We start from the raw sequence: 21,849 nt of genomic DNA on the forward strand, positions 1-21,849 counted from the left end.
CTGCCCTCCGACGCAGAGGAGGTCACCGCCTCGTCGCGTGGAGGAGAGAGCAGAGACCGATGACGGGACCGCCTCCTGATACCCCATCCTTCGGCGAGCCGGAGAGCGGTCCCGACGAACAGCTCAGGTGTCAGCTGGCCGAGGCTGTCAACGACCGGCGAATGTCCGTCAATGACATCTGGCTGCACTACTTCAGCATCGGCGGCAGCGTGGGCGAATACGAACTCGAAGCGTACATCAATTCTTCGTACGCGATCTCGAGTCTGCAGCGCGACATCCTCGCACAGGCCGTCAACGAACTCATCGATGCTCAGTCGGATCCGCCGCGAGCGCCGTACAGCGGCGATTCACACGTCCAGAGCGATGACCATCAGTCGCGGGAGGGTCACGACGAGAAACCGCTGTCAGAGCCCATTGACGACGATCCCGGCGCGGACGAATACTGAAGTCAGCGATCCGAGGGTCGACACCTGAGACACGATTGGAGTGGCATCTCTGATGAATGAGACCTCGACAGAACCGGCCGACGACCACGTTGGAATACCCAGCGATGCGGCTGCAGTTCCCGCGCCGACCGATCCCGAGGCCGAACGGCATCGACTGACGGCGCAGATCGGCGAGTGGGCACGCTCCCTCGTGCTCGAACCCGATGACCTCGTCCTCAAGGTGATGGTGGACGAAGCGCTGCGAATCATCCCGGGGGTCGATTACGCGTCGCTCTCGATCGTCAGCCGCGATGACATCATTCGGTCCCGAGCTCCCTCAGACATGGTCCCCGAGCGACTGGACGCTCTGCAGTCGGAGCTGCACGAAGGACCGTGCTTCGACTCCATCCGCGAGCATCGCATCGTCCGGGCCCCCGATCTCACCGATCCCACTCCCTGGCCCCGGTTCGCCTCCAGCGCGGTCGCGGAGGGGGTGAGGAGCATGCTCGCCTTTCAGCTCTTCGTCGAGACCGACAGCCTCGGCGCCCTCAACCTGTACTCGAAGACGCCCCGCGCCTTCGACCAGGAGTCGGAGGACATCGGAAGCGGGGTGGCTGCCCATGCCTCTCTGGCTCTGGCCAACGCGCAGAAGCAGGGTCAGCTCTACGAGGCAGTGGCCTCGCGAGATCTCATCGGCCAGGCCAAGGGGATCCTCATGGAACGGCACAAGATCAGTGAGCACGAGGCGTTCCTGCTGCTCACGAAGGTGAGCTCGAAGACGAACACGAAGCTGCGTGAGGTCGCCGAGGAGTTCGTCCGCACCGGTGCGCTGCCGGGCATGGTGACCGACTGATCGGGCACGCCCGGTTTTTCATTCTCTTCGACCTGCTACTTGTTGTCCGGTGCGGCTCTGGGCTACGCTGAAAGTCGGTCAAGCAGATGGCCTCCTTCCTGAACTCAAGGGGACCACTGTGTACACTCTGCTCAACAACAGCGACGCTTCCAAATTCGATCTCTACCTTCCCGGACAGCTCGTCGCCTCGCTTCACTACACGATCACACCGGACGAGATCATGTTCGTCTACTGCGAGGCCATTGAGCCCCTCGATTCGGAACGGCATTGCCGCGAACTTCTGCGCTTGGCGCTCGACGATTCACTCAACCGCCGGATCCCCATCACCGTCTCCTGCCCGATCGCGCGCAAGTACATCGACAGCGACCCGAAGATCGGTGCCCAGATGCAGACTCTGCCCAAGAGCGTCGGGCATAAGCATGAGGGCGCACTCGACTAGCCACCGATCTCACTCGGACATCTTCTCCACAAGGTCGCCGATGCGGGTGTCCCATTCGCTGCGAGCCACATCGGCCTGAGCGAGCATGCCCACGAGTTCGTGCCCGTCGATGACGGGAAGTCGGCGGACCTGGTGGTCCTTCATCGTCTGCAGAGCCTCGCCGACGTTGTCATCGGCACCGATGGTCACCGGCTTGCCCTGGGCGAGGTCCCCGACTATCGCCGTCTTCGGATCTCCGCCCTCGGCGATGCACTTCACGACGATGTCACGATCCGTGATCATCCCTTTGAGTCGGTGGTCCTCTCCGCAGATCGGAAGGGATCCGAAACCGTCCTCGCGCATGTGCTGCGCAGCCTTTTCGAGTGTCTCGTTCTCGCCGACGCACCTCGCGCCCGGACTCATCAGCTCACGTGCTGTCGTCATCGTCATCGTCTCCTCGTGTCAGTGTGCGTGTCGGTTGCTCTCCCGCAGCGGGAACGGGCGGCTGACCGACTCTCCGGGTGCGGGACACTCATCATGCTGAGTGCTCCCGAGGGGTGTCCAGGGGGCGGCTGCCCCGGACGGGTGCCTCAGACACCGCTGCCGTTCCGGACCGCTGACGGAGGCGAAGTTCTCGTTGCGCGGCTGCGCATATCCTCAGCGGCGATGAAGTGTGAGTCTCGTACGGCCGCTGACACCGGCGCTGCACTTTGTCACGCTGTCAGTTCAGCCACCACCGACGATGAGGAACCAGCGGATGACACAGACAGGTGCGATCGACGAACTGCCATACCTCCGTTGTGCGACGGCTCCCATCGGGCAGTCGGCTTCCGTGTCCCCGCTCCACCCCCGTCGGCAGAACCTCCGCCGGGGACGGATGAGCGGGGGTCTCAGTCGCCCCGCACAGGGCTGACTCCCGAGGCCTGATCGTAGACAGCCAGACCCCGGCGGAACGCTCGGCTCCGAGCATAGCTGTGCACTGTGTCGAGCACTTCGCGTTGGTGTTCTGCCTTCTGCGCGAACTCACGGAACTGTTCGGCATCCAGGCCGAGTCCCTCGGCGTTGTCGTCGAGCGTCTGCCACATCCCCAGTTTGCCGATGACCGCGCTGCGCATCAGCTCGGCTTCGAGCACAAGGGTCATGGGCGAGCGCTTGAGCAGCGAACCATTGGCCTTGAGCCTGCCGACCCGTTCGCCGACCCACGACACCGCTTCGGCGATGGGACGGCGCCGGAGACCGAGCTCGCCGATGAGGTGCTGGACGTACAGATGCTCTCCGCGGATCTCCGCGGCGAGCTCGGACAGAGCCGCGAAGACGGGAGTGTCGACGAAGTCGGCCGCCATCCGTTCGATCCTCTCCGCTCCGGCGGTGGCCCCGGTGAGATGATCGCTGAGATAGAGCCCCAAGAGGTCCATGTCGACCTCACTGTGCTCCTCGTCCGCACCCGGTGCTTCGTGCCCGCTGCTCGTATCGTCCGCTGCCCGCAGCCGCGTATGTTCGACATCGCGTGGACGGAGCGGAACGGAAGCGGCCCCCTCACCGTCGGCCATGCCTTTGAGCAGTTCACGCGCGGCGTCCATGGCACTGTACTCCGGCTCCCAGTCGAGTTCCCGCCGTGCGCGCGCATTGTCCATCAGCGGCACGTGCAGTCCCATGTCGAGCCATCCTGCATCGGCGGCGACCAGTGAGCTGCTGTGGCCCATGCTCAGAGCCGCGCGCACTGCGCCGTTCGGCACCGGGACGTGTCTGCCGTGGTCGAGCAGTTCGGCCAGATCCTTCGGTTCGAGCACACCATCGGCGCAGATGTTGAAGGCGCCCGAACGGCGTCGGAGGACACTGGCGACATAGGCGCGGGCGACATCGGTCGAGTGCACTGCCTGGACGCCGCGCAGTCCCGCGGGCAGCGGCAGGAACGGCAGCCGGCCCGCGCGCAGCAGCTGGACGGGCATCCAGGTGCTGAGGAAGTACCGCTGTATCTCCGAGGCAGCAGGGGCACCGAAGATGAGTGCAGGGCGCAGCCGGGTCACCACGACCTCGGGGTGGTCGGCGCAGAAGTCGTCGAGTACGCGTTCCTGGGCGGCTTTGTCCACGCTGTAGTGGGAGGAGCGGATCCCCTCGGTCGGCCACGCCTCATCGTGCATGTCCATGCTGTCATCGGGAGAGTAGGCGCCGACCGAGGACGCCACGACGAGATGCGGGACGCCGGCCGCCGCGACGGCTGCGGCCACGCGGGCCGTGCCGTCGACATTGACGCGTCGGAGCAGATCTCGGTCGCTGTTGGGCTGGATCAGCCAGGCCAGATGGATGACGGCGTCGGCACCGGTCAGCGCTTCTGTGAGATCGCGGTGGGCCGTGTCCTCGCTGCTCGCGGCGGCGATGTCGATCGCTCTCCATTCGCACCCGGAATACGGTTCGGCCTCGATGTCGGGCATCCGTCTGGAGATCCCCAGCACCGAGGTGATGTCGGGCGCGCGCCCGAGCACCTCGAGGACCGCTGTACCGACGTTGCCGGTGGCTCCGATGACTGCGACTCTCATGTTGTCTCCCCCTGCGGGTTCGGCGTCGGCTCGTCTGATGCAGAACTGCTCGGGTTCCGCTCCTCGCTGATGGAGACGTCGGCGAAGGAATACGGCGGCCACGGGCCGAGGAAGCGGATGGACAGAGCGGGCTGGGCTTTTCTGAGCGCGGTGAGCTCGGCTCCCAGCGCCGCGATCTCTGTGCTTCTCACCAGGCACGAGGCCATGATCACCGGTGTCAATCCGCTTTCGCGGCTCGTGGAGCGGTGTTCCTCGATGTCGAGGCAGTGGGCAGCGATCCTGGCCCTGATCTCCGGATAGATCCTGTCGGCCGCTCGATCGACGATCTCCTTCTCCGTCTTCTCCACTCGCTTCTCGAGCAGTCGGCGCACTCCTGCAGGACGGCTCTCCATCTCCGTCCTCATTTCGCCGACCTCTGCGTCGACCTCGTCGAGCAGGCCTGCGTCCAGGGACAGTTCGACGCGCAGCTCGGAGGTGTCGCGCAGCTCCTCGAGTCGTGCCGACAACGTCTCCGCGGAGTCGTCGAGCCAATGTTCGAGCTGTTGGGTCGCCGTCGCCTCGGTCTCCGGGTCCGAGCGGACGATGACGTTGAAGGAGACCGGGAGGAGGGCCGGTGAGTTCTGCCAGGCATCATCGATGACTTCGCTGTGTTCGAGCACCCACCGACGCACGGAATCGTCCGGCCCGTCGAAGGGACCTCGGGTGTGGCGGTGGACCACGGCCCTCGGTCCCCTGTCGCGTCCGACTATGTGGAGCGCGTTACCGTCGATGCCCGTGACGGCAGGAGCGTAGTCGTCGCCGGCGACGATGGCGTAGACGTAGAGCATGTCGCCTTCGGCGTTCATTCGACGCCCTTTCCGTTCTCCTCGGCCCATCTTGCCGGATTGATGAGCTTGTCGACGACTTCATCGACGACATCGTCGAGACCTCGGTGCAGATCGTCGACGGAGCCGGTGATCCCGTGCTGGTCCTTGATCTGGTCCATCGCCTCATCGAGTTCGAGAAGGGCCTCGCCGAGGCGGTTCTGTTCGTCCTCTGTGAGGTCCCCGCCTTCCATCCGGCGCACGGCTTGGGTCTCGAGGGCTTCCTGAATCACCTCGACGAGGGTGACGACGAGGGTGAGAACCCCGTGTTTGAGGCTCTCCTCGTTGACGTTGAGCGTCATGTTTCTGCTCCTTCTTCCGCACGTTCGGCGCGGCTGCTGTCAGGCCGCGTGGGCTCCTCGAGCGGCACGGTGCCCCTGTCATCAAGTGCTCCTGTTCGCCAGTCGTCGAGCGCTCTCGACCATGCGCCGGCATCGTCTGCGGCCAGCGTGATGGTCGAATCCCCGGTCTCGAGGATGAGGGTCTGTCCGTCGTCGGTGGGGTTGCTGTGCTCTTCCCGGCGACAGGCCTTCAGCTGTCCACGGGAGATCCGCACTCGGGCGCGGCCGTCCATCGGCGACCTCCAGGTCAGTTCCGTGTTCGATAGCTGCGCCTGCCCGCCGCGCCACGCGCTCCCGGACGACAGGGTCTCGAGAAACCACATCCGCCCCTCTCTCAGAGGCCGGTCCCCCGCCGTCGTCGCCTCCGGGGTCGAGGATGAGGCGTCGTCGGCCCGGTCGAGCCGAGCCTGGACCAGCGAGATGAGGCGATCGGGCTCGAGGGCCGAAACGATCGCCTCGCTGCCGTCGTTGAGCCCGACGAGGATGCGCGTGCGCTCCGCACCTCCGATGGAGGGCTCGCGCAGCGCGGAGACCGAGGCGATCGCGTCCAGGCGCGTCTGCCACAGTGTCTCTGCAGGGTCACGTCGATGGATGATGAGACGCTGAGTGGTGAGGTAGGCGCTGCCGGGCCGCCACGTCCGATAGAAGTTGTCCTGATAGTGCCCTCCGGCCATCTTGGCGAGGATCTCCTCGTCGGAGGCCAACGGCAGATGCGTGCGGACTGCTCTCTGGACCCACTCCCGGGTGTCGCGGTCCCACTGCTGCATCATCCCGTACTCGATCATCGTCTCGATCCCCGCGATCGTGGCACGCAGATTGATTCCGATGAGCGGGATGTCCGAGACCGAGATGATGAGGTCGAGGTTGAGATGGACACCCTTGTTGAGAAGCACCTCGATGAGATCGGGCAGAGTTGCCCGCGGGTCGCGTGTGGGCTGCATGATCGCGTCTGCGGACATGGTTGCCTCAGCGATCGTCGGCGGATGAGCCGGCGGCGGGAGTGCCCGCATCGGCGGACGAGCCGGCGGCTTGCTCCGCGGAGATGTCGTCGTCCGCGGAGTTCAGCTGCGCCGGTTCCCCGGCCTCGATCCGCTTCGAACGCGCACTCTGCCAGCCGCACCAGGGGCAGTAGTCGTTCATCAGCTGCGCGAGTGCGGAGCGCTTTCCGCATTCGGGGCAGGTGTCCTTCTGTTCGACTGCTTCCTTCCACGCGACGGTCTCCCGGTCCGTGCCCGCGGGGAAGTCCAGACCGTAGCGGGCCGCGGTCTCGAAGGAGGCCAGGGCGGCCCTGATCCGGATCCCCAGCAGCTCGACACCGGCCACGGAGACCATGATGTCCGCGTTGAGGACCAGACCTTTGTCCAGCAGCGTCTCCACGACGTGCAGCAGCGTGCCCTCCTGGCTGCGCTGCGGCTGCATCGCATCGTTCGGCTGATTCATGATGCTCATATCGCCCTTTCGATCACTCGCTCGGCCGGCCGCGAACGTAGCGATCCTTCCTGTCATAGGCCATGAGCTCCCCGTCCGCATCGAGCTCGATCTCGTACTCGGCCAGCAGATCCGCGCTGTCGGGAATGCGTCGGGATTCCACGACCTCCAGCCGTACGGACCACCGGTCGTCCTTCCACCTCGTGCCGACCACGGACTCCGGTGGTCTGCCGGTGAGGGTGCTGAACTGCTCGATCGCCTTCTTCACCGCGCTGACCGCAGAGATCCTCTGATCGGTCGCACTGTGGGACCGACTCTCCGGGCGCGAGGACGGCTTCGCCTTCTCAGTTGACGAGGACGTCGCCTTCTCGCGTGAGGACGACGCCGCTGCGGACGACCGGCGGGACGTCCCGGCTGTCGTGCGCTCCTTCTCCGCCGGTTTCCGGGCGCGCTTCGTGGTCGTGCCTCCGTCGTCTGCAGAGCTGCCCTCTGCTTTCGCCCCTTCGTTCGCTCTCGACTCTTCGCTCATCGGTCCTCCTCGGTTCTGCGCCGACGGCCCTCGAGCAGTCGTCCGACGAGCTCACGCTCGAGGGCATCGGCTTCGTCATCACTGATCGATCCGCGCTCGCGTGCTCCGGCGACCTCTTCCAGCTGGCGCCGGATGGCACCGGGATCGAAATAGCGCTTCTCGGCTTCTCCTCTGACCTGCTCGGCGACCCATACGGTTCCCTTGAGCGGTGCCAAGGGAGCACCGAAGACTGCTGACAGGAGTCCCATGACGTCGCCTATGCCTCGGGGACGAAGTCGTAGGGTGCCTGCGGTCCGATCAGCCGGAATCTCATCCGCTCCTGGTTCGCCTCCGCCAACTCCTCGATGACGGCGTCGAACTCGTCGAGGGCGTCCCTGCGGACCAACATCGCCACCTCGGCGACGTCCTCGGCCTGGCCGACTTCTCGCATCGCCGTCTCAACGGTCGCGGAGCGGATCTGCTCGAGGACCGGAGGAGCTTCGGTCCTTCTCCAGCTCTCCATCGTCGTGACGACGATCTCTCCGAGCCGGATGCGTTCGTTCCTCGTCTCGTCTTCGCTCGTGCCGCTGATCCTCTCTCTCAGCTCGGCGACCTCGGGGTTGCCGCTGACGATCTCCCGCAGTATCGCGTCGCGATCGAAGGTGATCCTCAGGGTGAACTGCGTGCATCCGGACAGCTGTCCGAGCGCCTCGGCGAAGGCCTCAGCCTGCGGAGCGAGAATCTCCTCGGCGATATCGGCCCCTCCGGGGACGACAGTTCCGAATGCAAGCGGCAGCACCGGTTGCTTCTCGGCCAGCTCGTCGAGAACGACGCTGTGGTTCTGCAGAGCTTCGGGAGTGCCCAGCATCCCACTGTCCGCGAGTTCCGTGACCACAGCCGCAACTGCCCCGGACTCGACGAGAGCGAGGGCATTGCCCTGCACTCCGTCGGGCCCGTTCGGCAGCTCGGCACCGGCGCGTACGATCCCGTACAGATACCGATCGGCCAAGGGTGCGCCTTCTTCACTCATTCGGACTCCGCGGAGCTGCGCGCCGGGCGTTTGGTCCGGCGACGCGATTTCTCCTGGTTCGAACTCTCGCCGGAGTCGTCATCGGAGTCATCCGAGGTGAGGGCATCTTTGATGCCTTCCACAGCTCCCTGGGTCTTGCCCTTGGAGCCGTTCTCCATCATTCCGCCCATCATCTCCGGCAGATCGCGTCCGCCCTGCTGGGTCAGATCGAGGCGGTTCGTCGCCTCGGCGAAGCGCAGATAGGTGTCCACGCTGGCGATGACGATGCGCGCGTCGATCGTGAGAATCTCGATCCCCACCAGTGAGACGCGTACGTATGCATCGATGACCAGGCCCTTGTCGAGGATGATCTCGATGACGTCCGCGAGCGAACTCGATGACGGACGGTCGACGTAGCTTCCGCGTGATCGTTCAACTGTGCTCGTGCTCATTGTCCTTGCCTACTTCCCAATCGGAGGGCGCTCAGCCGCGTCCCTCATCGTCTTCGGCGGGTTCTTCAGATTCTTCGTCTTCGACGGGCTCCCCGGATTCAGCGCCCTCCGGCTCCTCCTCGAAGTCCTCTGCGGGCTCCGCGTCGTCTGCCTCGGCCGGTCCCTCGTCCTCGTACTCCTCGACCGGCTCCTCCTCGTACTCCTCTTCGGCTTCGCCCTCGGCGGGCTCGGCCTCGGTCTCCTCCGCCTCGGATTCGTCGGGTTCATCCGCGCCGAAGTCGTCATCCGCGACCTGGTCCTCGGTCGGCTCGTCCTCGCTATCTTCGGGCTGGGCCTGATCCTGCTCGAGGCCGTCCTCGTGGGAGGTGACGAGTTCTCCGTCGCGGATCTCTCCGCGCCATCCTTCGACGCTGTCGGGGTCGACCATGATCTGCCTCATCACATGGCGGACGAAGAACTTCAGTTCGAGGCGGAAACGGCGGGGAACGGTGAACCACAGTGCACCAACACCTTCCATGAAGCCCTGCTTGTGGTACTCGCCCACCGCAATGATCCGGGTCAGCCTGGGCGCGACCTCGTGGAAGGAGATGCTGCCGCTGATATACCCCTTCTCGCCGGTCGATTCCCAGACGATGTGAGAGTCGGGGACCTGCTCGGTGATCGTGGCTTCCCAGGTTCGATGCGACCAGACGGCCTGCCCTTTGATGCTGAGGGTGACGTCGTCGGTGCGTTCGACGTTCTCGACCTTCTTCATGAAGTCGGGCCAGTCCTCGAACGTCGTGAACGCGTTGTAGGCCACGTTCAGCGGAACACCGACCTCGGCGGTCTCCACGATGTTGGAGAACTTGAAATCACCGGAGCCGCCCGAACCGCTCGAGCCGCCGCCGAACAGACCCTTGACCTTCTCCTTGACACCGGTCGTCGCCGCGGACAACGCCGCTTTCGCCGGTGACTTGCCCTCGGCGATCTCCTCTGCGCCGGCCTGGGCCGCGGGCGCCGGAGCATCGCCCACACCGTCGAGGCGGTCGGCGATCTTCTCGACCCTGTCGCCGACGGAGTTCACCGCCTTGCGGCCGACGGTCTTGGCAAAGTCTCCAGCCTGCTGTTTGAGGCCGCTGAAGATCGAGTCATCACTCATCTTCGGCCTCCTCGGGTTTGGCAGCGGAGCGGGAGGACGATGTCTTCTTCGCAGTCGTCGAGCGCCTGGAGCCCGACTTCGTGCGCGAACCGCGCGAAGCTGTCGAGGACTTCGACGAACGCGTGCCCTTCGCAGAGCGCTTCGCTGTCGAGGACCGCTTGGCTGCCGGCTTCTTCGGAGCCTCCTCCTCTACCTGCGTCTCTTCGTCGGCCTCCTGCTCATCGTCGGTCGGCTCCGCCTCGTCGGCTTCAGACTCCTCGGTGTTCTCGGGAGCGTTCTCGTCCTCTGTCTCGGGAGCGTCCTCTTCGTCGTCCGCGCCCTCGCTGTCATCGACATTGGGGTCGATCGAGTCGGCGGCGTCGTCGAGGGTCGACTTCATCTTCTCGGTCTGATCCTGAAGCTTGACGCTGAGCTGGTCGACTCCCTTCGCGGCCACGGCTTTGACCGCACTCTTGCCGGATTCGGCCAGACGGCCGGTGATCTTCTCCTGGAGACTCTTGAGCTCGGGGGAAGAATCAGCGAAATCCTTGAGCCCGCCCAGAAGCTGATCGCGATTCTTCGCGGCAGTGGTTCCGGCGACAGCCGAGGCGACCGTGAGTGCCAGGCCGAGTTTCTTGGTTCTGCCGAGCATGTAGCCCGCCAGTATCAGACCGGTGATCTTCATCTTGTTGTTCATGATTGCCTCCGTCTCCGCGCTGATGGGCGCGGACCGAGATTGAAGAATGGATGCCAGGAGCCCAGGCCTGGGATTGCCATGGGATGGGTTGGCGCTCTTCTGTGCTGATCGCTGTTGAGCGTTGTATCGCCTCGTGACGAGTACGGAAGGAGTTCGTCTCCGCCTGTCATCCGAGACCGTCGCAGAGTCCTGAACGCGTCTGCGGGCTTTCTCAGAAGCCAAGAGCAATCTGCCCTTTTCACAATCGTCTGTTCAGCCACCCCGGATCCGTCAAGGGGGGTCAGAAGCGGTTCAGAGTGTCGCGGCATAGTGCCTGGGCTCATCGTGAGAAATGTCTGTCAATCTGTGTGATGCGAATTCGAGCAGGCCTCCCGCCCCCTTTCTCGCCACCTCCCGGCGCTGTTCTTCGGACCCGGTGCCCCGATTGAGAAGACGACAGAGTCCCTGGTGAACACGGTCGACGCCCCCAGTGCGCAGCAGGGCAGGTCGTGCGTGGTCGAAGGCTTTTCGGACGGCCTCTGCAGCCGGTACGGTTGTCTGCGACTCCGGGTCGAACAACGTTCCCCTGAGACCGAAACGCGCAGCCTGCCAATGAGCGATGTTCAGCAGATTCGCAGTGACCGCGTCCGTTCCGGATTCGTCCATAGCGACGTCTGCGAGCGCACGGGTGAGCAGCGCGAGGGTCACAGTGGTCGCGGCGTCCAGCTGCATGTCACAGGTCCGGACTTCGACGGTCCTGTGTCGGGGTGAGAGCCTGACCAGCCACCCCAGAGTCGCCTCGTCTGACACCACATCGGATTGCAGTGCAGCATCGATCTGCGCATCGTGGTCATCGAGGTCGTGGAAGTGAGGCGGAATGCCGAAGACGACCCAGCGCCGGTAATGGATGGAACGCCAGCTGGCGAACCCGCTGTCGGCTCCGCGCCAGAGGGGAGAATTCGCACTCAACGCTGTGAGCACGGGAATCCACTTGCGCAGGCCGTTGACAGCTCTCAGGCCCGCTTCCCTATCGGGGATGTCGACATGGACATGCATGCCGTTGACGTACTGGTCTGCGGCGATCCCGGGAGCGAGCTGGGCGAATTCACGGTAACGGCTGCCATCGCTGACTCCCGCCGGAACCTCCGGGATCTGAGGCGGCGTGCCGAGGCCGACTGCGAGCAGCCCGCGTTCCTGAGCCGCCGCCGAGAGACTGCGGCGAAAAGTGTGCAGCGATTCGTACGCCTCGTCGGCCGTGGTCAGGACCGGAGTCGCGAACTCGATCTGGCCAGGCAGCCATTCGGCACAGGCTGCTCCGCTGCTCGGACTCACCGCACGCTCGATCTCCTGCAGGCTGCTCTTCGATCGAGCAGGCAGCAGCGAACGTCGATCGACGAGGAGGAATTCCTCCTCGATGCCGAATTCGCTCATCGTCACCTCATTCCGCTTCTGACCCGCTCACGCTATTGGACGGGCGGCAAATGCGACAGAGGCGACGGGGCCTCACGGAAATACCTGCGTAGAGGTACCGAAGGCAGGTGTGAGCAGTGGTCGCTCGCGGCGATTCAGACGCGGCAGGCGGATCGCAGATCGCCCCTGGCCTCAATCGAGGAACAGAACATACACTTTCCGGAAGATCCGAGACGAGTGACCCGAACATGGGCGAGGGTCGCTGGGTTCCGGATCACTGGCACACCGGGCAGGAGGAACCTCCTGCTGCGAAAGTCACGAGCCGAACCAGCAGACGAATGGACGATCAGAACCCGAAGCGCATCGATTCCCTTTCCGGCATCGCATTCCCAGCCGAGCGAGCGATCAGGAGGCGGAGAAAGCTCAAAGAGGCCGTCGAATTCTGGAACATGTCGGTTGCCGGAGTGTGGCTGCACTATGTCAGCCTCGGCGGTGACCTCACCGAATACGAACTCGACGCCTACCTCCACGAGGCCTACTTCCTCACGCCCTATCAGCACGACATTCTGGCCGAGGCCGTCAATGAACTCATCGATATGCTTCCCCCGCCTCCGCGAGCCTCGCTGACCGACGAAACCGGTCTATGACCGGTCGCTTCGGTATTCCAGCCTGCCGCGGCGATTGCGACGGACGGCTCCCTGCCGAATCGCCTCACGCACCGCCGCGCGGAAGCGTCCGGGGCCCCACCGGCGAGCTCCGATCGCACGGTAGAGCTCCACCTCTCCGACAGGTTCCATGTCGCGGACGAAATCGATGATGCCGTTGACCTCGTTGGCCGAGACTTCGGGCGGGACGTCGCGTGAGGACACCGAAGGCCACGGTGCATAGACGCCGGCCGATCCCGGGCCCGGACGCAGACGATCTCTTCGGCTTCGAGCCTCGGGGCTCGCCGACTGTTCGGCCGCCGCGGCGGATTCTGGCCGCTCTCCTCGCTCGGTCTGCTCAGAACCGCTCTCCACGGCGGCTTCGGCACTCTCAGCGTCCTCGGCCGTCAATGGTCGGGCGATGTCTTCGAGGTCGGCACCTTCGGCTTTGACTCCGAAGATCAGTTCGGCCACGCCGCCGAGCGCCATGACGGCCGCCCCGATGCAGAACGCCCAGGCCACTTGGGAACGATCACCGGACTCGATCATGCCGCCGAAGAGCGTCGGACCGGCGATGCCGCCGGCGGCGGTGCCGACGGCGTAGAAGAACGCGATCGCCAGTGCTCGGGTCTCCATCGGGAAGATCTCGCTGACAGTGAGGTAGGCCGCACTGGCACCGGACGAGGCGAGGAAGAAGCAGACGATCAGGATGACGAGGAAGAGCCATTCGCCGCCGACCTCAGCATTGAAGACGAGTGCGAGGACGACGGCGACGACCGCCGACCCGAGGTAGCTGAACGAGATCATCGGTTTCCGACCGATCGTGTCGAAGAGTCTGCCGAGAACGACGGGGCCGGCGAAGTTGCTCAACGACCACAGGATGATGAAGATCGGCACGGTGGCTGCCGCGACTCCGTAGAATCCGTTGAAGATCGTGCCCAGGTTGAAGGTGATGCCGTTGTAGAGGAACGCCTGCCCGACGAAGAGGACGAGACAGAGGATCGCGCGTTTGGGGTAGATCGTGAATGCGACCTTCATGATCTCGACGAACGAGATCGTCGTCCGCTGCCGGACGGTGATGGTCTTCTTCGGCGGCGGCAGGGTCTGCGAGGTCTCCGACTCGATGCCGTCTTCGATCTCACCGACGATGCGTTCGGCTTCATCGTTCTGGCCGTGGATGAACAGCCAGCGCGGGCTTTCGGGCACGTTCTTGCGCACGACGAAGACGAAGATCGCCAGCAGCATGCCGACGGCGAAGGCCAGACGCCAGCCGATCATCTTCGGCAGGATGTCGGTGTTGAGGAACAGCAGGGTGGTCGCAGCCCCGCCAGCGGCACCGAGCCAGTAGGAGCCGTTGATGATGAGGTCGATACGACCGCGGACGCGGGCCGGAATGAGTTCGTCGATGGCAGAGTTCACGGCTGCGTACTCGCCGCCGATGCCGGCACCGGTGAGGAAACGGACGAGGAAGAAGTACCAGGGAGAGAAGGAGAACGCGGTGGCGACCGTGGCGACGAGATAGAGCACGAGAGTGATGAGGAAGAGCTTGCGTCGTCCGAATCGATCGGTGAGCTGGCCGAAGACGATTGCGCCGACGCAGGCGCCGAGGACGTAGATGGCTCCGGCGGTGCCGATCTGACCCGCAGTCATGTCGATGCCGCTGCCCTCTTCGGTCATCCGAGCCGCGACATTGCCGACCATCGTGACCTCGAGACCGTCGAGGATCCACACGCTGCCGAGTCCGACGACGACCATCCAGTGGAACCGGGCCCACGGCAGCCGATCCAACCGTGCCGGCACATCGGTCTTGATCGTCCCGAGTTCGATCTTCTCACTCATCACACGCCTCCTGGACGCTTCCCGCACAGGGTCTTCTGAATGTCAGGAAGTCTAAGCACACTCTGCAGGGCCGACAAGACATGGTGGAAATGCCCGAAAGCGAGTAGCCTACGACTCCCGCGGGCCCGTCCCCGGAGAATCAGTTCACGAGATCCTCTTGACGAGGTCACCCGGTGTGTGGTCCCAGTCTTCGGCGAGGATCTCCCGCGCGGTGTCGAGACGATCCTCCATATTCACCATCAGAACTCCGCGGACGCGTCCATCCTCGCCGAGGTAGTACACCACTCCATCCGAATGGGGCTTCTGCCAGTCTTCGACGGTTCGCAGGCCGGGATCGAGTTCCCCGACCGCCTGGTACCCGAAGTCGAAGACGTTCGTGTAGAAATACGGTGTATGGGTGTAGGACTCGTCCGCACCGGCCATGATCCGCCCGGCTGTCCTGCCCATCTGGGTGGCGTTGTCGACGTGTTCGACACGCTGTCGTCCGAGGATCTTGTCGGGGTAGCGGGCGACATCTCCGGCGGCGAAGACATCCGGTTGGGAGGTTCGCAGCGTTTCGTCGACGATGATCCCATCGTCTGTGTCCAGGCCCGCGTCCTCTGCGAGACGGGCCGCCGGTTCGATGCCGAGGCCGACGACCACTGCGTCGAACTCATAGGACCCGCCGTCACAGTCGAGCACCACTCGATTGCCGTCGACGTGCCCTCCCGAGGCCTTCGTGCCCGGCACGAGAGTCACTCCGTGGCAGCGATAGAGTTCGTGGAACTGCTTGGCGAGGTCCGGCGGGAAGATGGAGCCGCCGAGGGTGTCGTCGTCGAAGATCAGAGTCGTTCGGGTCTTGTTCTGCACCAGGGCGGCGGCGAGTTCGGTGCCGATGAAACCGCCGCCGATGACTGCGATGCTCAGGTTCTGGCCCGACAGAGCCCGCAGCCGGCGGTAGTCGGCGAAATCGCGGAAGCAGATGACCCGCTCACCTTCGTCCAGATCAATGCCCTTCGGGTGGCCGCCGGTGACGAAGAGCAGCTTGTCATAGGTGAAGTCGCCGCGGCTCGTCCTCACGGATTTCGCGTCGACGTCGACCTCGGTCGCCTCCGTGGCGAGGCTGATCCGGGCGCCGGTCGCCTCGGCGGTGTCGAAGTAGTTGTCACTCTCGTCGAAGCTCTCGTCGGTCCACAGCCGCTTGCTCAGCGCGGGACGCGTATAGGGCTCGTCGACGTCATCGCTGATGACGGCGATCGAACCCTCCCCGTCGATCTCCCTGATCCCCTGGGCCGCGGAGTCAGCGGCCATCCCGCCGCCGATGATCACATAACGGTACTCAGCCATGTCGGTTGCTCCTCTTCCTGTCGTCTCTGCTGTTCCTGTATTCGGTTCAGGGGCACTGTGGCGGACTAGATCGTTGCGACGGATCCGGCGTCCACGCGATAGTTCGACCCGTTGACGAAGCTCGCGGCGTCCGAGCAGAGGAATGCGATGACCTTGGCAACCTCCTCCGGTCGGCCGCGGCGACCGAGTTCCATGAACGGACGCTCCTCGCGCAGGAACGAGGCGATGGCCTCATCGAAGCTCGTTCCCTTCTGCTGGGCTCGCTCATTCATCATCTCGTCGGTCATCGGGGTTGCGATGAACGCCGGAGAGACGGTGTTGACCAGCAGTCCTTCGGAGGCGTAGGTCCGCGAGAGTCCCTTGGCCAAGGAAAGCACGCCGGCTTTGGCCGCACAGTACGGCAGCTCGTCGTCATAGGGCTGCACCGCATCCTCGGAGGACACGAACACGATGCGGCCCCAGCCGCCTCGGCGAAGTCCTGGAAGAAACGCCCGCGTGACACGGACCGGTCCCATGAGGTCGACGTCGATGGTTCGATCCCAGCCCTCCTGGCTGATCTCGTGGAACAGGCCGCCGGCTCCGTGAATGCCGGCGAGATTGGCCAGGATGTCGAGGTCGCCGACCTCGGCGGCGACGTACGCGGCGAGTTCGGCGACCGATTCGCCATCGGCGATGTCGGCGTCGTGGGCGTAGATCCGCTCTTTGAACTCGGCGAGTTCGTCGACCGCGGCTTTGAGTTCGTCGGGTTCGGGTCCGGTCATCACGACGACGGCTCCTTCGGCGAGGAGCTGTCGGGCTGTCTCCAGCCCGATGCCCGAACTCGCCCCCGTCACCAGTGCAGCACGGTTGCGAATATTGAGATCCATGTCTCCCTCTCGGTGCGTCAGGGCCGAACACCCGTCGCCCCGGTGCCGGCTGTTGTCCGGTCGGCACCGGGGCGGCCCTGTCATGGGGTGCGGATGAGCTTCTTGTTGACGAATTCGCGGATGCCCTCGGCCCCGAGCTCCCGTCCGACCCCTGAGCGCTTCGTGCCCCCAAAAGGCAGGTCGGGTTCGGTCCAGGTGGCCTGGTTGATCCACACCATCCCGGTGTCGATCCGATCAGCGACGCGCTGGGCCTTCTCGATGTCATCGCTGACGACCGTGCCGCCGAGGCCGAAGGACGAGTCGTTGGCCAGAGCGACCGCTTCATCCTCGTCTGCGACCGAGTAGACGACTGCGACCGGTCCGAACAGCTCTTCCGAGTAGGCGCGCATCTGCTTCGTGACTCCGGTGAGCACCGTGGGTTCGACGAAGGCACCCGGCCTGTCGACACGATGCCCGCCGGTGTGCACCTGGGCCCCATGATCGATGGCGTCCTGAACCTGCTCCATGAGGTCCTGTGCGGCTTGCTCGGAGGACAGCGGCGCCATCGTGGTGACGGAGTCTGCGGGGTCACCGGCGACGAACTGCGACATCTTCGCCGTGAGCAGGTCCACGAATTCGTCATAGAGATCTTCGACCACGATGAGGCGCTTGGAGGCGATGCAGCTCTGGCCGGAGTTCGTCATCCGCCCTTTCACGGCGGCGGTGACGGTCGCGTCCAGATCCGCGGAGTCGAGGACGACGAACGGGTCGCTTCCGCCGAGTTCGAGGATCGACTTCTTGAGATTGTTCCCGGCGCCCCCTGCCACGGCTGCTCCGGCACCTTCGGAGCCGGTGAGCGATGCGCCTCGCACCCGTTCGTCGGCGATGATCGTCTGGATCTGGTCGTTGTCGGCGAAGACGTTGCGATAGCAGTCGGACGGCAGCTGCGCATCGTTCATGACCTGCTCGAAGGCGAGGGCCGACTGCGGACAGTTCGATGCGTGTTTGAGGATGATGGTGTTGCCTGCCACGAGGTTCGGTGCGGCGAGTCGGGCGACCTGATAATAGGGGAAGTTCCACGGCATCACGCCGAGGATCGGGCCGATGGGTTCGCATTTCATCACGGCGCTGCCTCCGCTGGCGGGTTCGAGCCGTTCGTCGGAGAGCAGCAGGGGTCCCTCCTCCGCGTAGTAGCGCAGAATCCTCGCTGCCAGTTCGACCTCTGCTGCAGCCTCAGCCCGCAGTTTGCCCATTTCGATTGTGAGGAGCTCAGCGAGATCCCACTTGCGCTCGTCCATGAGGTCTGCCGCTCGAGCGAGCGGGGCAGTGCGGTCGTGGACAGCGGTCGTCCGCCAGGACTGGAAGGCTGCGTCGGAGGCATCGATGACGGCGGAGATCTCCGCGTCGCTGGCGGTGGGAAACTCCTTGAGAACCTCTCCGGTTGCCGGGTTCGTGGTGTTGAATTTAGCGGTCACGGCTTCTCCTTTCCTCGAGGTTCGTCAAGGCGCTCAGCGAAGCAGGAATCGTGTCTGCTTCGCGGCCTCTGCCGAACCGAGAATCCACCGTCCCAAATCTCGATGGCCGGGACCAGCCCCTTACGGTCTCCGGCGTTCGCCTTTATAATCCGCACGGACAGCGGGTTCGTCGATCACAAGCAGAATCGCTCCGTTGTCGAGATCACTTTCGAACTTCTCTGTTTCATCGGCACCGGCGCCGAGCACCTCGTCGACACCTGCCGCGGTCGGGAGGCGTCGGCGGTCGCGGTCGAACCGCGGCGCGGTCACCACTGTGTCGTGAGGAAGTATTCGATGGCGATCGCGGACGCCAACTGCGTCGCCAACAGGGGGCGCTGCCACCGCAGCGGCAGCAGCGACGGCAGCAGCAGCACCCAGATCGTGAACGGCAGCCAGATGCGTTCGACCTCCGCCTTGCTCATGCTCGACAGGGTCGCCAGCAGGATCGTGGACAACCCGGCACTGCCCAGCACAGCGACGGCCCGCCGATTCCTCTCGCCGCGCCGCCAGGTTTCGGCGATGCCGTGGGGAATGGCCGCCCAGACCGCCAGACCGATGGTGAAGGTCCAAGCGCCGAGGTTCGCCCACACCCAGTAGCCGTACTGCCGTTTGGATTGGATTCCGTCGTAGTACCGAGTGACCAGGACGGGGAAGCCCTCCCACCAGCGGAAACCGGCCAGGGTGAAGGCCGCAGCGACGAGCAGCGCACCACCGAGAGCCCACGGCAGAGCCTCCCACCGGCCGCCCAGCCAGATCACGGCGATCGCGAGGATGCCCAACAGCACCAGGCCATAGGAGAAATAGACGCACAGCCCGAGCAGCAGCCCTGCCGGAATACCGCAGCCGATCAGTCGCTTTCGGCGGGACGCCGTCGCGGCCAGCGCCAGCAGCGCTAACCCCCAGGCGGCCGTGGCCGTGAACATCGCATCCGCCGACACGCCCATCCAGATCGCCGAGGGGGTCGCCACGATCCAAGGGGCGACACGGCGTGCGTAGGCCTCCGAGCTCAGGGTGCGCACCGTCAGCAGAACCGCGACGACTGCCGTGCAGCCGAGAGTGAGGACGATGATGCCCGCCGTGTACGGGTCCGAGACGCCGAGGCGGTCGAGCACGATGAAGAACAGCGTTGCGCCCGGAGGGTGACCGGCGATGTGAATCGGCCAGTGATCCTTAGCGTCCAGGGGCACTCGCTCGATGAACCCGGTCAGGAACCCGGAGATCGACGGCACCTCCTTGGCACCGACGAAGTACTCGCTCGGACGGGCGAACACCTTGCTGATGCTCTCCGTGCCCCCGACATGTCCCAGCGCAGCCGTCCACAGCCAGGATGCGGCGAAGACCGCGGCCAGGAAAGGGCCCCACCTCAGGGCGGAGATCATCCGCCGCCACACCAGGAGACCGGCCAGTGCCACCAGCACGGGAAGCAGCAATGTGGGGGTGAAGCCCGGCGTCCATCTCGCCTTCAGCGGAGGCCAGTAGATGAAGACATCGGTTCCGGTGACTCGCGGCCAGGCAATGGCGACGGCGACGACGACCGCACCGATGAGTGTGCTGACGACTGCTGCGACCCAGACCTTGCGCGAAGGGAAGGAGGCTTGTGTGGGCACGTTCACATTCTAACACTGGTAGTGTCGCCCTATGCCCGATCCCCTTGCACGTGAGCCGCTTGCCTGCACTGTTGTGATTCCATGCCGCGACGAGGCACCGGCCCTGCCGGGAGTCTTCAGCACGATCCCCGAGCGCATGGAGGTGATCGTCGTGGACAACGGGTCGGTCGACGACACCGCCGACGTCGCCCGCCGCCTCGGCGCCGACGTGGTCCACGAAGAGGTCGCCGGCTACGGCGCCGCTGTGCACACCGGAATCCTCGCCGCCACGACCCCCTTGGTGGCAGTGCTCGACGGCGACGGGTCCATGGACGCCGGCGACCTGGCCGAGCTGGTCACCGTGGTGGGCCGCGGAACGGCTACGATGGCGATCGGTCGCCGCCGCCCGGAGACCAGAGACAGCTGGCCGTGGCACGCACGGGCCGGAACCGCCGTGCTCGCCTGGTGGATACGGCACAGCAGCGGTTTCGCGGTGCATGACCTGGCCCCGATGCGCGTCTGCCGTCGGGACGATCTGCTGGCCTTGGATATCAGAGACCGCCGGTTCGGCTATCCGCTGGAGCTGATGATCCGGGCGTCTCGAGCCGGTTGGACCGTGCACGAGAAGGACATCGTCTACCGGCGGCGCGCACAGGGAACGAAATCCAAGGTCTCCGGGACGGTGCTGGGGACGTGGCGGACCATCGTCGATTTCGCCGGGGTGCTCAGGTGAGCGCGGCGCCGACGGTACTGGTGGTCGCCAAGGCACCCGTCCCCGGTCAGGCCAAGACCCGTTTGGCGGCGGCCATCGGCGACGAGGCGGCCGCACGGATCGCCGCCGCGTCGCTGCTGGACACGCTCGAGGTCGTGAACGGCCTGGGCTGGCCCGTGGTCATCGCGATGACCGGTGACCTCGATCAGGCGGCCCGAGGAGGCGACATCGCCTCGGCGTGCGCCGGGCACCGGGTCATCGCCCAACGCGGCGACTCCTTCGCCTCCCGACTCATCGCCGCGCACCACGATGCCGACTCCGGGCACGGTGTCATCCAGATCGGCATGGACACGCCGCAGGTCACCACCACCGACCTCGAGGCTGCGGCAACGGCCTTGGACAGCCACGACGCCGCGCTCGGCCTGGCCGAGGACGGAGGCTGGTGGGTGCTGGCGGTGCGCAGGCCCGACTGGTCGTCCTGCCTGAGCGCGGTGCCGATGTCGAGACCCGACACCGGGGTACGCACCGAGGAGGCGCTCCTGGGCGAGGGCGCTCGGGTCGCCGCCGTTCCCGTCCTGGCCGATGTCGATCGGTGGGAGGACGCACACGCAGTCGCCTCCCTCATCCCGCACAGCCGTTTCGCCGCCGAGGTCGCACACGCCGCCGACCGTGAACAGATCGGAATCCAACCATGACCGACACCATCGACTTCGCACCGCTCGACGCCTTGAACGCCGCGATGTCGGGCCATGACTGCGACGTGGTCAGGGCGGACGGCACGACGATCCGTTTGGATGTCCAACAGTGGATCGGCGCCCCCGATGCCGCCGACCATGCGCTGTTCCTCGACCGCTGCACCGGCCCGACCCTCGACGTCGGCTGCGGTGCGGGACGTCTCGCCGGAGCCCTGGCCGCTCGCGGCGGCACGGCTCTGGGGATCGATGTCTCCCCCGTCGCGGTGAGGCTGGCCCAGGAACGCGGCGCGACCGCCGTCCACGGCAGCATCTTCGATGCCGTGCTCGACGAAGGCAGCTGGCAGTACGCTCTGCTGGCGGACGGAAATGTGGGCATCGGCGGAGATCCGGTCCGGCTGCTGCAGCGGATACGCGAGCTGATGCGCCCGGCAGGATCCGTCCTCGTCGAGGTCGACGCGCCCGGCACGGGACTGGCCCACGAGAGGATCCGACTCCGCGTGCGAGGACAGCTCACCGGCGCATTCGCCTGGTCACGCGTCGGTGCCGACGCCATCGTCGACGTGGCCGCAGCCGCAGGTCTGCACGGCTGCCGACTGCACAGCCATGGAGGCCGTCACGTCGCCGAGCTGACCCGCGACGGGCAGGCCTGAA

The 21,849-nt window shown here is 65.2% G+C and carries 25 protein-coding genes; 7 read left to right on the top strand and 18 right to left on the bottom strand.

Translation table 11 applies throughout. From position 1 onward, the window contains the following. Window positions 1-59: 59 nt before the first annotated feature. The 3 genes from HF684_RS14740 to HF684_RS14750 all read left to right on the top strand — a co-directional run bounded on the left by HF684_RS14740 (window position 60) and on the right by HF684_RS14750 (window position 1,717). Window positions 60-446 (top strand): hypothetical protein, encoded by a 387-nt coding sequence (locus HF684_RS14740; RefSeq protein ID WP_169253077.1) that lies wholly within the window; start codon window positions 60-62, stop codon window positions 444-446. A 52-nt stretch (window positions 447-498) separates the two neighbouring features. Next, window positions 499-1,278 carry a GAF and ANTAR domain-containing protein gene (locus HF684_RS14745; RefSeq protein ID WP_248278967.1) on the top strand — a complete coding sequence of 260 codons (780 nt, stop codon included), beginning with the start codon at window positions 499-501 and terminating at the stop codon, window positions 1,276-1,278. Window positions 1,279-1,396: 118 nt separating this feature from the next. Then, window positions 1,397-1,717 carry a hypothetical protein gene (locus HF684_RS14750; protein WP_169253078.1) on the top strand — a complete coding sequence of 107 codons (321 nt, stop codon included), beginning with the start codon at window positions 1,397-1,399 and terminating at the stop codon, window positions 1,715-1,717. Between the two features lie 9 nt (window positions 1,718-1,726). Here HF684_RS14750 and HF684_RS14755 read toward each other — a convergent pair whose 3' ends face one another. The 13 genes from HF684_RS14755 to HF684_RS14815 form a co-directional block, all read right to left on the bottom strand. After that, window positions 1,727-2,140: a CBS domain-containing protein gene (locus HF684_RS14755; protein WP_169253959.1), complete on the bottom strand. Its 414-nt coding sequence runs from the start codon at window positions 2,138-2,140 to the stop codon at window positions 1,727-1,729. A 446-nt stretch (window positions 2,141-2,586) separates the two neighbouring features. Beyond that, on the bottom strand, window positions 2,587-4,233 hold the full coding sequence (locus HF684_RS14760; RefSeq protein ID WP_169253079.1) for an NAD-dependent epimerase/dehydratase family protein: 1,647 nt from the start codon (window positions 4,231-4,233) through the stop codon (window positions 2,587-2,589). Beyond that, on the bottom strand, window positions 4,230-5,078 hold the full coding sequence (locus tag HF684_RS14765; RefSeq protein ID WP_169253080.1) for a GvpL/GvpF family gas vesicle protein: 849 nt from the start codon (window positions 5,076-5,078) through the stop codon (window positions 4,230-4,232). The genes HF684_RS14760 and HF684_RS14765 overlap by 4 nt, the downstream gene beginning before the upstream one ends. Further along, on the bottom strand, window positions 5,075-5,398 hold the full coding sequence (locus HF684_RS14770) for a gas vesicle protein K (protein ID WP_167198780.1): 324 nt from the start codon (window positions 5,396-5,398) through the stop codon (window positions 5,075-5,077). Before HF684_RS14770 ends, HF684_RS14765 begins: the two co-directional genes overlap by 4 nt. Further along, window positions 5,395-6,396 (bottom strand): gas vesicle protein, encoded by a 1,002-nt coding sequence (locus HF684_RS14775; RefSeq protein WP_211168007.1) that lies wholly within the window; start codon window positions 6,394-6,396, stop codon window positions 5,395-5,397. Before HF684_RS14775 ends, HF684_RS14770 begins: the two co-directional genes overlap by 4 nt. A 7-nt stretch (window positions 6,397-6,403) precedes the next feature. After that, on the bottom strand, window positions 6,404-6,877 hold the full coding sequence (locus HF684_RS18955; protein ID WP_169253081.1) for a gas vesicle protein: 474 nt from the start codon (window positions 6,875-6,877) through the stop codon (window positions 6,404-6,406). Window positions 6,878-6,899: 22 nt separating this feature from the next. Further along, window positions 6,900-7,394, bottom strand: a complete 495-nt coding sequence (locus tag HF684_RS14785; RefSeq protein WP_169253082.1) for a gas vesicle protein — start codon at window positions 7,392-7,394, stop codon at window positions 6,900-6,902. Continuing rightward, window positions 7,391-7,642 carry a gas vesicle protein GvpG gene (locus HF684_RS14790; protein WP_039206887.1) on the bottom strand — a complete coding sequence of 84 codons (252 nt, stop codon included), beginning with the start codon at window positions 7,640-7,642 and terminating at the stop codon, window positions 7,391-7,393. Before HF684_RS14790 ends, HF684_RS14785 begins: the two co-directional genes overlap by 4 nt. An 8-nt stretch (window positions 7,643-7,650) precedes the next feature. Then, window positions 7,651-8,403, bottom strand: coding sequence for a GvpL/GvpF family gas vesicle protein (locus HF684_RS14795; protein WP_169253083.1), 753 nt, complete (start codon window positions 8,401-8,403; stop codon window positions 7,651-7,653). Continuing rightward, entirely contained in the window at window positions 8,400-8,834 is a 435-nt protein-coding gene (gene gvpJ / locus HF684_RS14800) for a gas vesicle protein GvpJ (RefSeq protein WP_169253084.1), read from the bottom strand. Before gvpJ ends, HF684_RS14795 begins: the two co-directional genes overlap by 4 nt. A 31-nt stretch (window positions 8,835-8,865) precedes the next feature. Then, window positions 8,866-9,972 carry an SRPBCC family protein gene (locus HF684_RS14805; RefSeq protein ID WP_169253085.1) on the bottom strand — a complete coding sequence of 369 codons (1,107 nt, stop codon included), beginning with the start codon at window positions 9,970-9,972 and terminating at the stop codon, window positions 8,866-8,868. Beyond that, window positions 9,965-10,648 carry a hypothetical protein gene (locus HF684_RS14810; protein WP_169253086.1) on the bottom strand — a complete coding sequence of 228 codons (684 nt, stop codon included), beginning with the start codon at window positions 10,646-10,648 and terminating at the stop codon, window positions 9,965-9,967. Before HF684_RS14810 ends, HF684_RS14805 begins: the two co-directional genes overlap by 8 nt. A gap of 291 nt (window positions 10,649-10,939) precedes the next feature. Next, window positions 10,940-12,058 (bottom strand): YbdK family carboxylate-amine ligase, encoded by a 1,119-nt coding sequence (locus tag HF684_RS14815; RefSeq protein WP_169253087.1) that lies wholly within the window; start codon window positions 12,056-12,058, stop codon window positions 10,940-10,942. A gap of 317 nt (window positions 12,059-12,375) precedes the next feature. Between HF684_RS14815 and HF684_RS14820 the strand changes: the two genes are divergently transcribed. Then, entirely contained in the window at window positions 12,376-12,684 is a 309-nt protein-coding gene (locus HF684_RS14820) for a hypothetical protein (protein WP_169253088.1), read from the top strand. On the opposite strand, the gene HF684_RS14825 is transcribed toward HF684_RS14820, so the two are convergent. From HF684_RS14825 to HF684_RS14845, 5 genes are all read right to left on the bottom strand, one after another. Further along, window positions 12,679-14,520: an MFS transporter gene (locus HF684_RS14825; protein ID WP_169253089.1), complete on the bottom strand. Its 1,842-nt coding sequence runs from the start codon at window positions 14,518-14,520 to the stop codon at window positions 12,679-12,681. The genes HF684_RS14820 and HF684_RS14825 overlap by 6 nt on opposite strands. 144 nt (window positions 14,521-14,664) lie before the next feature. Then, window positions 14,665-15,846, bottom strand: coding sequence for an FAD/NAD(P)-binding oxidoreductase (locus HF684_RS14830; RefSeq protein WP_169253090.1), 1,182 nt, complete (start codon window positions 15,844-15,846; stop codon window positions 14,665-14,667). A gap of 65 nt (window positions 15,847-15,911) precedes the next feature. After that, on the bottom strand, window positions 15,912-16,712 hold the full coding sequence (locus HF684_RS14835) for an SDR family oxidoreductase (RefSeq protein WP_169253091.1): 801 nt from the start codon (window positions 16,710-16,712) through the stop codon (window positions 15,912-15,914). 80 nt (window positions 16,713-16,792) lie between these two features. Beyond that, a complete protein-coding gene (locus tag HF684_RS14840) occupies window positions 16,793-18,166 on the bottom strand; it encodes an NAD-dependent succinate-semialdehyde dehydrogenase (RefSeq protein WP_169253092.1) in 1,374 nt (457 codons plus the stop codon). A 305-nt stretch (window positions 18,167-18,471) separates the two neighbouring features. Further along, a complete protein-coding gene (locus HF684_RS14845) occupies window positions 18,472-19,812 on the bottom strand; it encodes a hypothetical protein (protein ID WP_248278968.1) in 1,341 nt (446 codons plus the stop codon). A gap of 31 nt (window positions 19,813-19,843) precedes the next feature. Between HF684_RS14845 and HF684_RS14850 the strand changes: the two genes are divergently transcribed. From HF684_RS14850 to HF684_RS14860, 3 genes are read left to right on the top strand one after another with little or no spacing between them, the layout of a single operon-like run. Continuing rightward, a complete protein-coding gene (locus HF684_RS14850) occupies window positions 19,844-20,524 on the top strand; it encodes a glycosyltransferase family 2 protein (RefSeq protein WP_169253094.1) in 681 nt (226 codons plus the stop codon). After that, window positions 20,521-21,198: a DUF2064 domain-containing protein gene (locus HF684_RS14855; RefSeq protein WP_169253095.1), complete on the top strand. Its 678-nt coding sequence runs from the start codon at window positions 20,521-20,523 to the stop codon at window positions 21,196-21,198. Before HF684_RS14850 ends, HF684_RS14855 begins: the two co-directional genes overlap by 4 nt. Further along, window positions 21,195-21,848, top strand: a complete 654-nt coding sequence (locus HF684_RS14860; RefSeq protein ID WP_211168008.1) for a methyltransferase domain-containing protein — start codon at window positions 21,195-21,197, stop codon at window positions 21,846-21,848. Before HF684_RS14855 ends, HF684_RS14860 begins: the two co-directional genes overlap by 4 nt. Window position 21,849: the final 1 nt, after the last annotated feature.

This window comes from Brevibacterium sp. 'Marine', assembly GCF_012844365.1.
GTDB lineage: Bacteria > Actinomycetota > Actinomycetes > Actinomycetales > Brevibacteriaceae > Brevibacterium.

What these genes read in the sequence shown, in the direction of transcription:
- HF684_RS14740 (WP_169253077.1), top strand. Translation starts at nt 60, where the DNA reads ATGACGGGACCGCCTCCTGATACCCCATCCTTCGGCGAGCCGGAGAGC.
- HF684_RS14745 (WP_248278967.1), top strand. Translation starts at nt 499, where the DNA reads ATGAATGAGACCTCGACAGAACCGGCCGACGACCACGTTGGAATACCC.
- HF684_RS14755 (WP_169253959.1), bottom strand. Translation starts at nt 2,140, where the DNA reads ATGACGACAGCACGTGAGCTGATGAGTCCGGGCGCGAGGTGCGTCGGC.
- HF684_RS14760 (WP_169253079.1), bottom strand. Translation starts at nt 4,233, where the DNA reads ATGAGAGTCGCAGTCATCGGAGCCACCGGCAACGTCGGTACAGCGGTC.
- HF684_RS14765 (WP_169253080.1), bottom strand. Translation starts at nt 5,078, where the DNA reads ATGAACGCCGAAGGCGACATGCTCTACGTCTACGCCATCGTCGCCGGC.
- HF684_RS14770 (WP_167198780.1), bottom strand. Translation starts at nt 5,398, where the DNA reads ATGACGCTCAACGTCAACGAGGAGAGCCTCAAACACGGGGTTCTCACC.
- HF684_RS14775 (WP_211168007.1), bottom strand. Translation starts at nt 6,396, where the DNA reads ATGTCCGCAGACGCGATCATGCAGCCCACACGCGACCCGCGGGCAACT.
- HF684_RS18955 (WP_169253081.1), bottom strand. Translation starts at nt 6,877, where the DNA reads ATGAATCAGCCGAACGATGCGATGCAGCCGCAGCGCAGCCAGGAGGGC.
- HF684_RS14785 (WP_169253082.1), bottom strand. Translation starts at nt 7,394, where the DNA reads ATGAGCGAAGAGTCGAGAGCGAACGAAGGGGCGAAAGCAGAGGGCAGC.
- HF684_RS14790 (WP_039206887.1), bottom strand. Translation starts at nt 7,642, where the DNA reads ATGGGACTCCTGTCAGCAGTCTTCGGTGCTCCCTTGGCACCGCTCAAG.
- HF684_RS14795 (WP_169253083.1), bottom strand. Translation starts at nt 8,403, where the DNA reads ATGAGTGAAGAAGGCGCACCCTTGGCCGATCGGTATCTGTACGGGATC.
- gvpJ (WP_169253084.1), bottom strand. Translation starts at nt 8,834, where the DNA reads ATGAGCACGAGCACAGTTGAACGATCACGCGGAAGCTACGTCGACCGT.
- HF684_RS14805 (WP_169253085.1), bottom strand. Translation starts at nt 9,972, where the DNA reads ATGAGTGATGACTCGATCTTCAGCGGCCTCAAACAGCAGGCTGGAGAC.
- HF684_RS14810 (WP_169253086.1), bottom strand. Translation starts at nt 10,648, where the DNA reads ATGAACAACAAGATGAAGATCACCGGTCTGATACTGGCGGGCTACATG.
- HF684_RS14815 (WP_169253087.1), bottom strand. Translation starts at nt 12,058, where the DNA reads ATGAGCGAATTCGGCATCGAGGAGGAATTCCTCCTCGTCGATCGACGT.
- HF684_RS14820 (WP_169253088.1), top strand. Translation starts at nt 12,376, where the DNA reads ATGGACGATCAGAACCCGAAGCGCATCGATTCCCTTTCCGGCATCGCA.
- HF684_RS14825 (WP_169253089.1), bottom strand. Translation starts at nt 14,520, where the DNA reads ATGAGTGAGAAGATCGAACTCGGGACGATCAAGACCGATGTGCCGGCA.
- HF684_RS14830 (WP_169253090.1), bottom strand. Translation starts at nt 15,846, where the DNA reads ATGGCTGAGTACCGTTATGTGATCATCGGCGGCGGGATGGCCGCTGAC.
- HF684_RS14835 (WP_169253091.1), bottom strand. Translation starts at nt 16,712, where the DNA reads ATGGATCTCAATATTCGCAACCGTGCTGCACTGGTGACGGGGGCGAGT.
- HF684_RS14850 (WP_169253094.1), top strand. Translation starts at nt 19,844, where the DNA reads ATGCCCGATCCCCTTGCACGTGAGCCGCTTGCCTGCACTGTTGTGATT.
- HF684_RS14860 (WP_211168008.1), top strand. Translation starts at nt 21,195, where the DNA reads ATGACCGACACCATCGACTTCGCACCGCTCGACGCCTTGAACGCCGCG.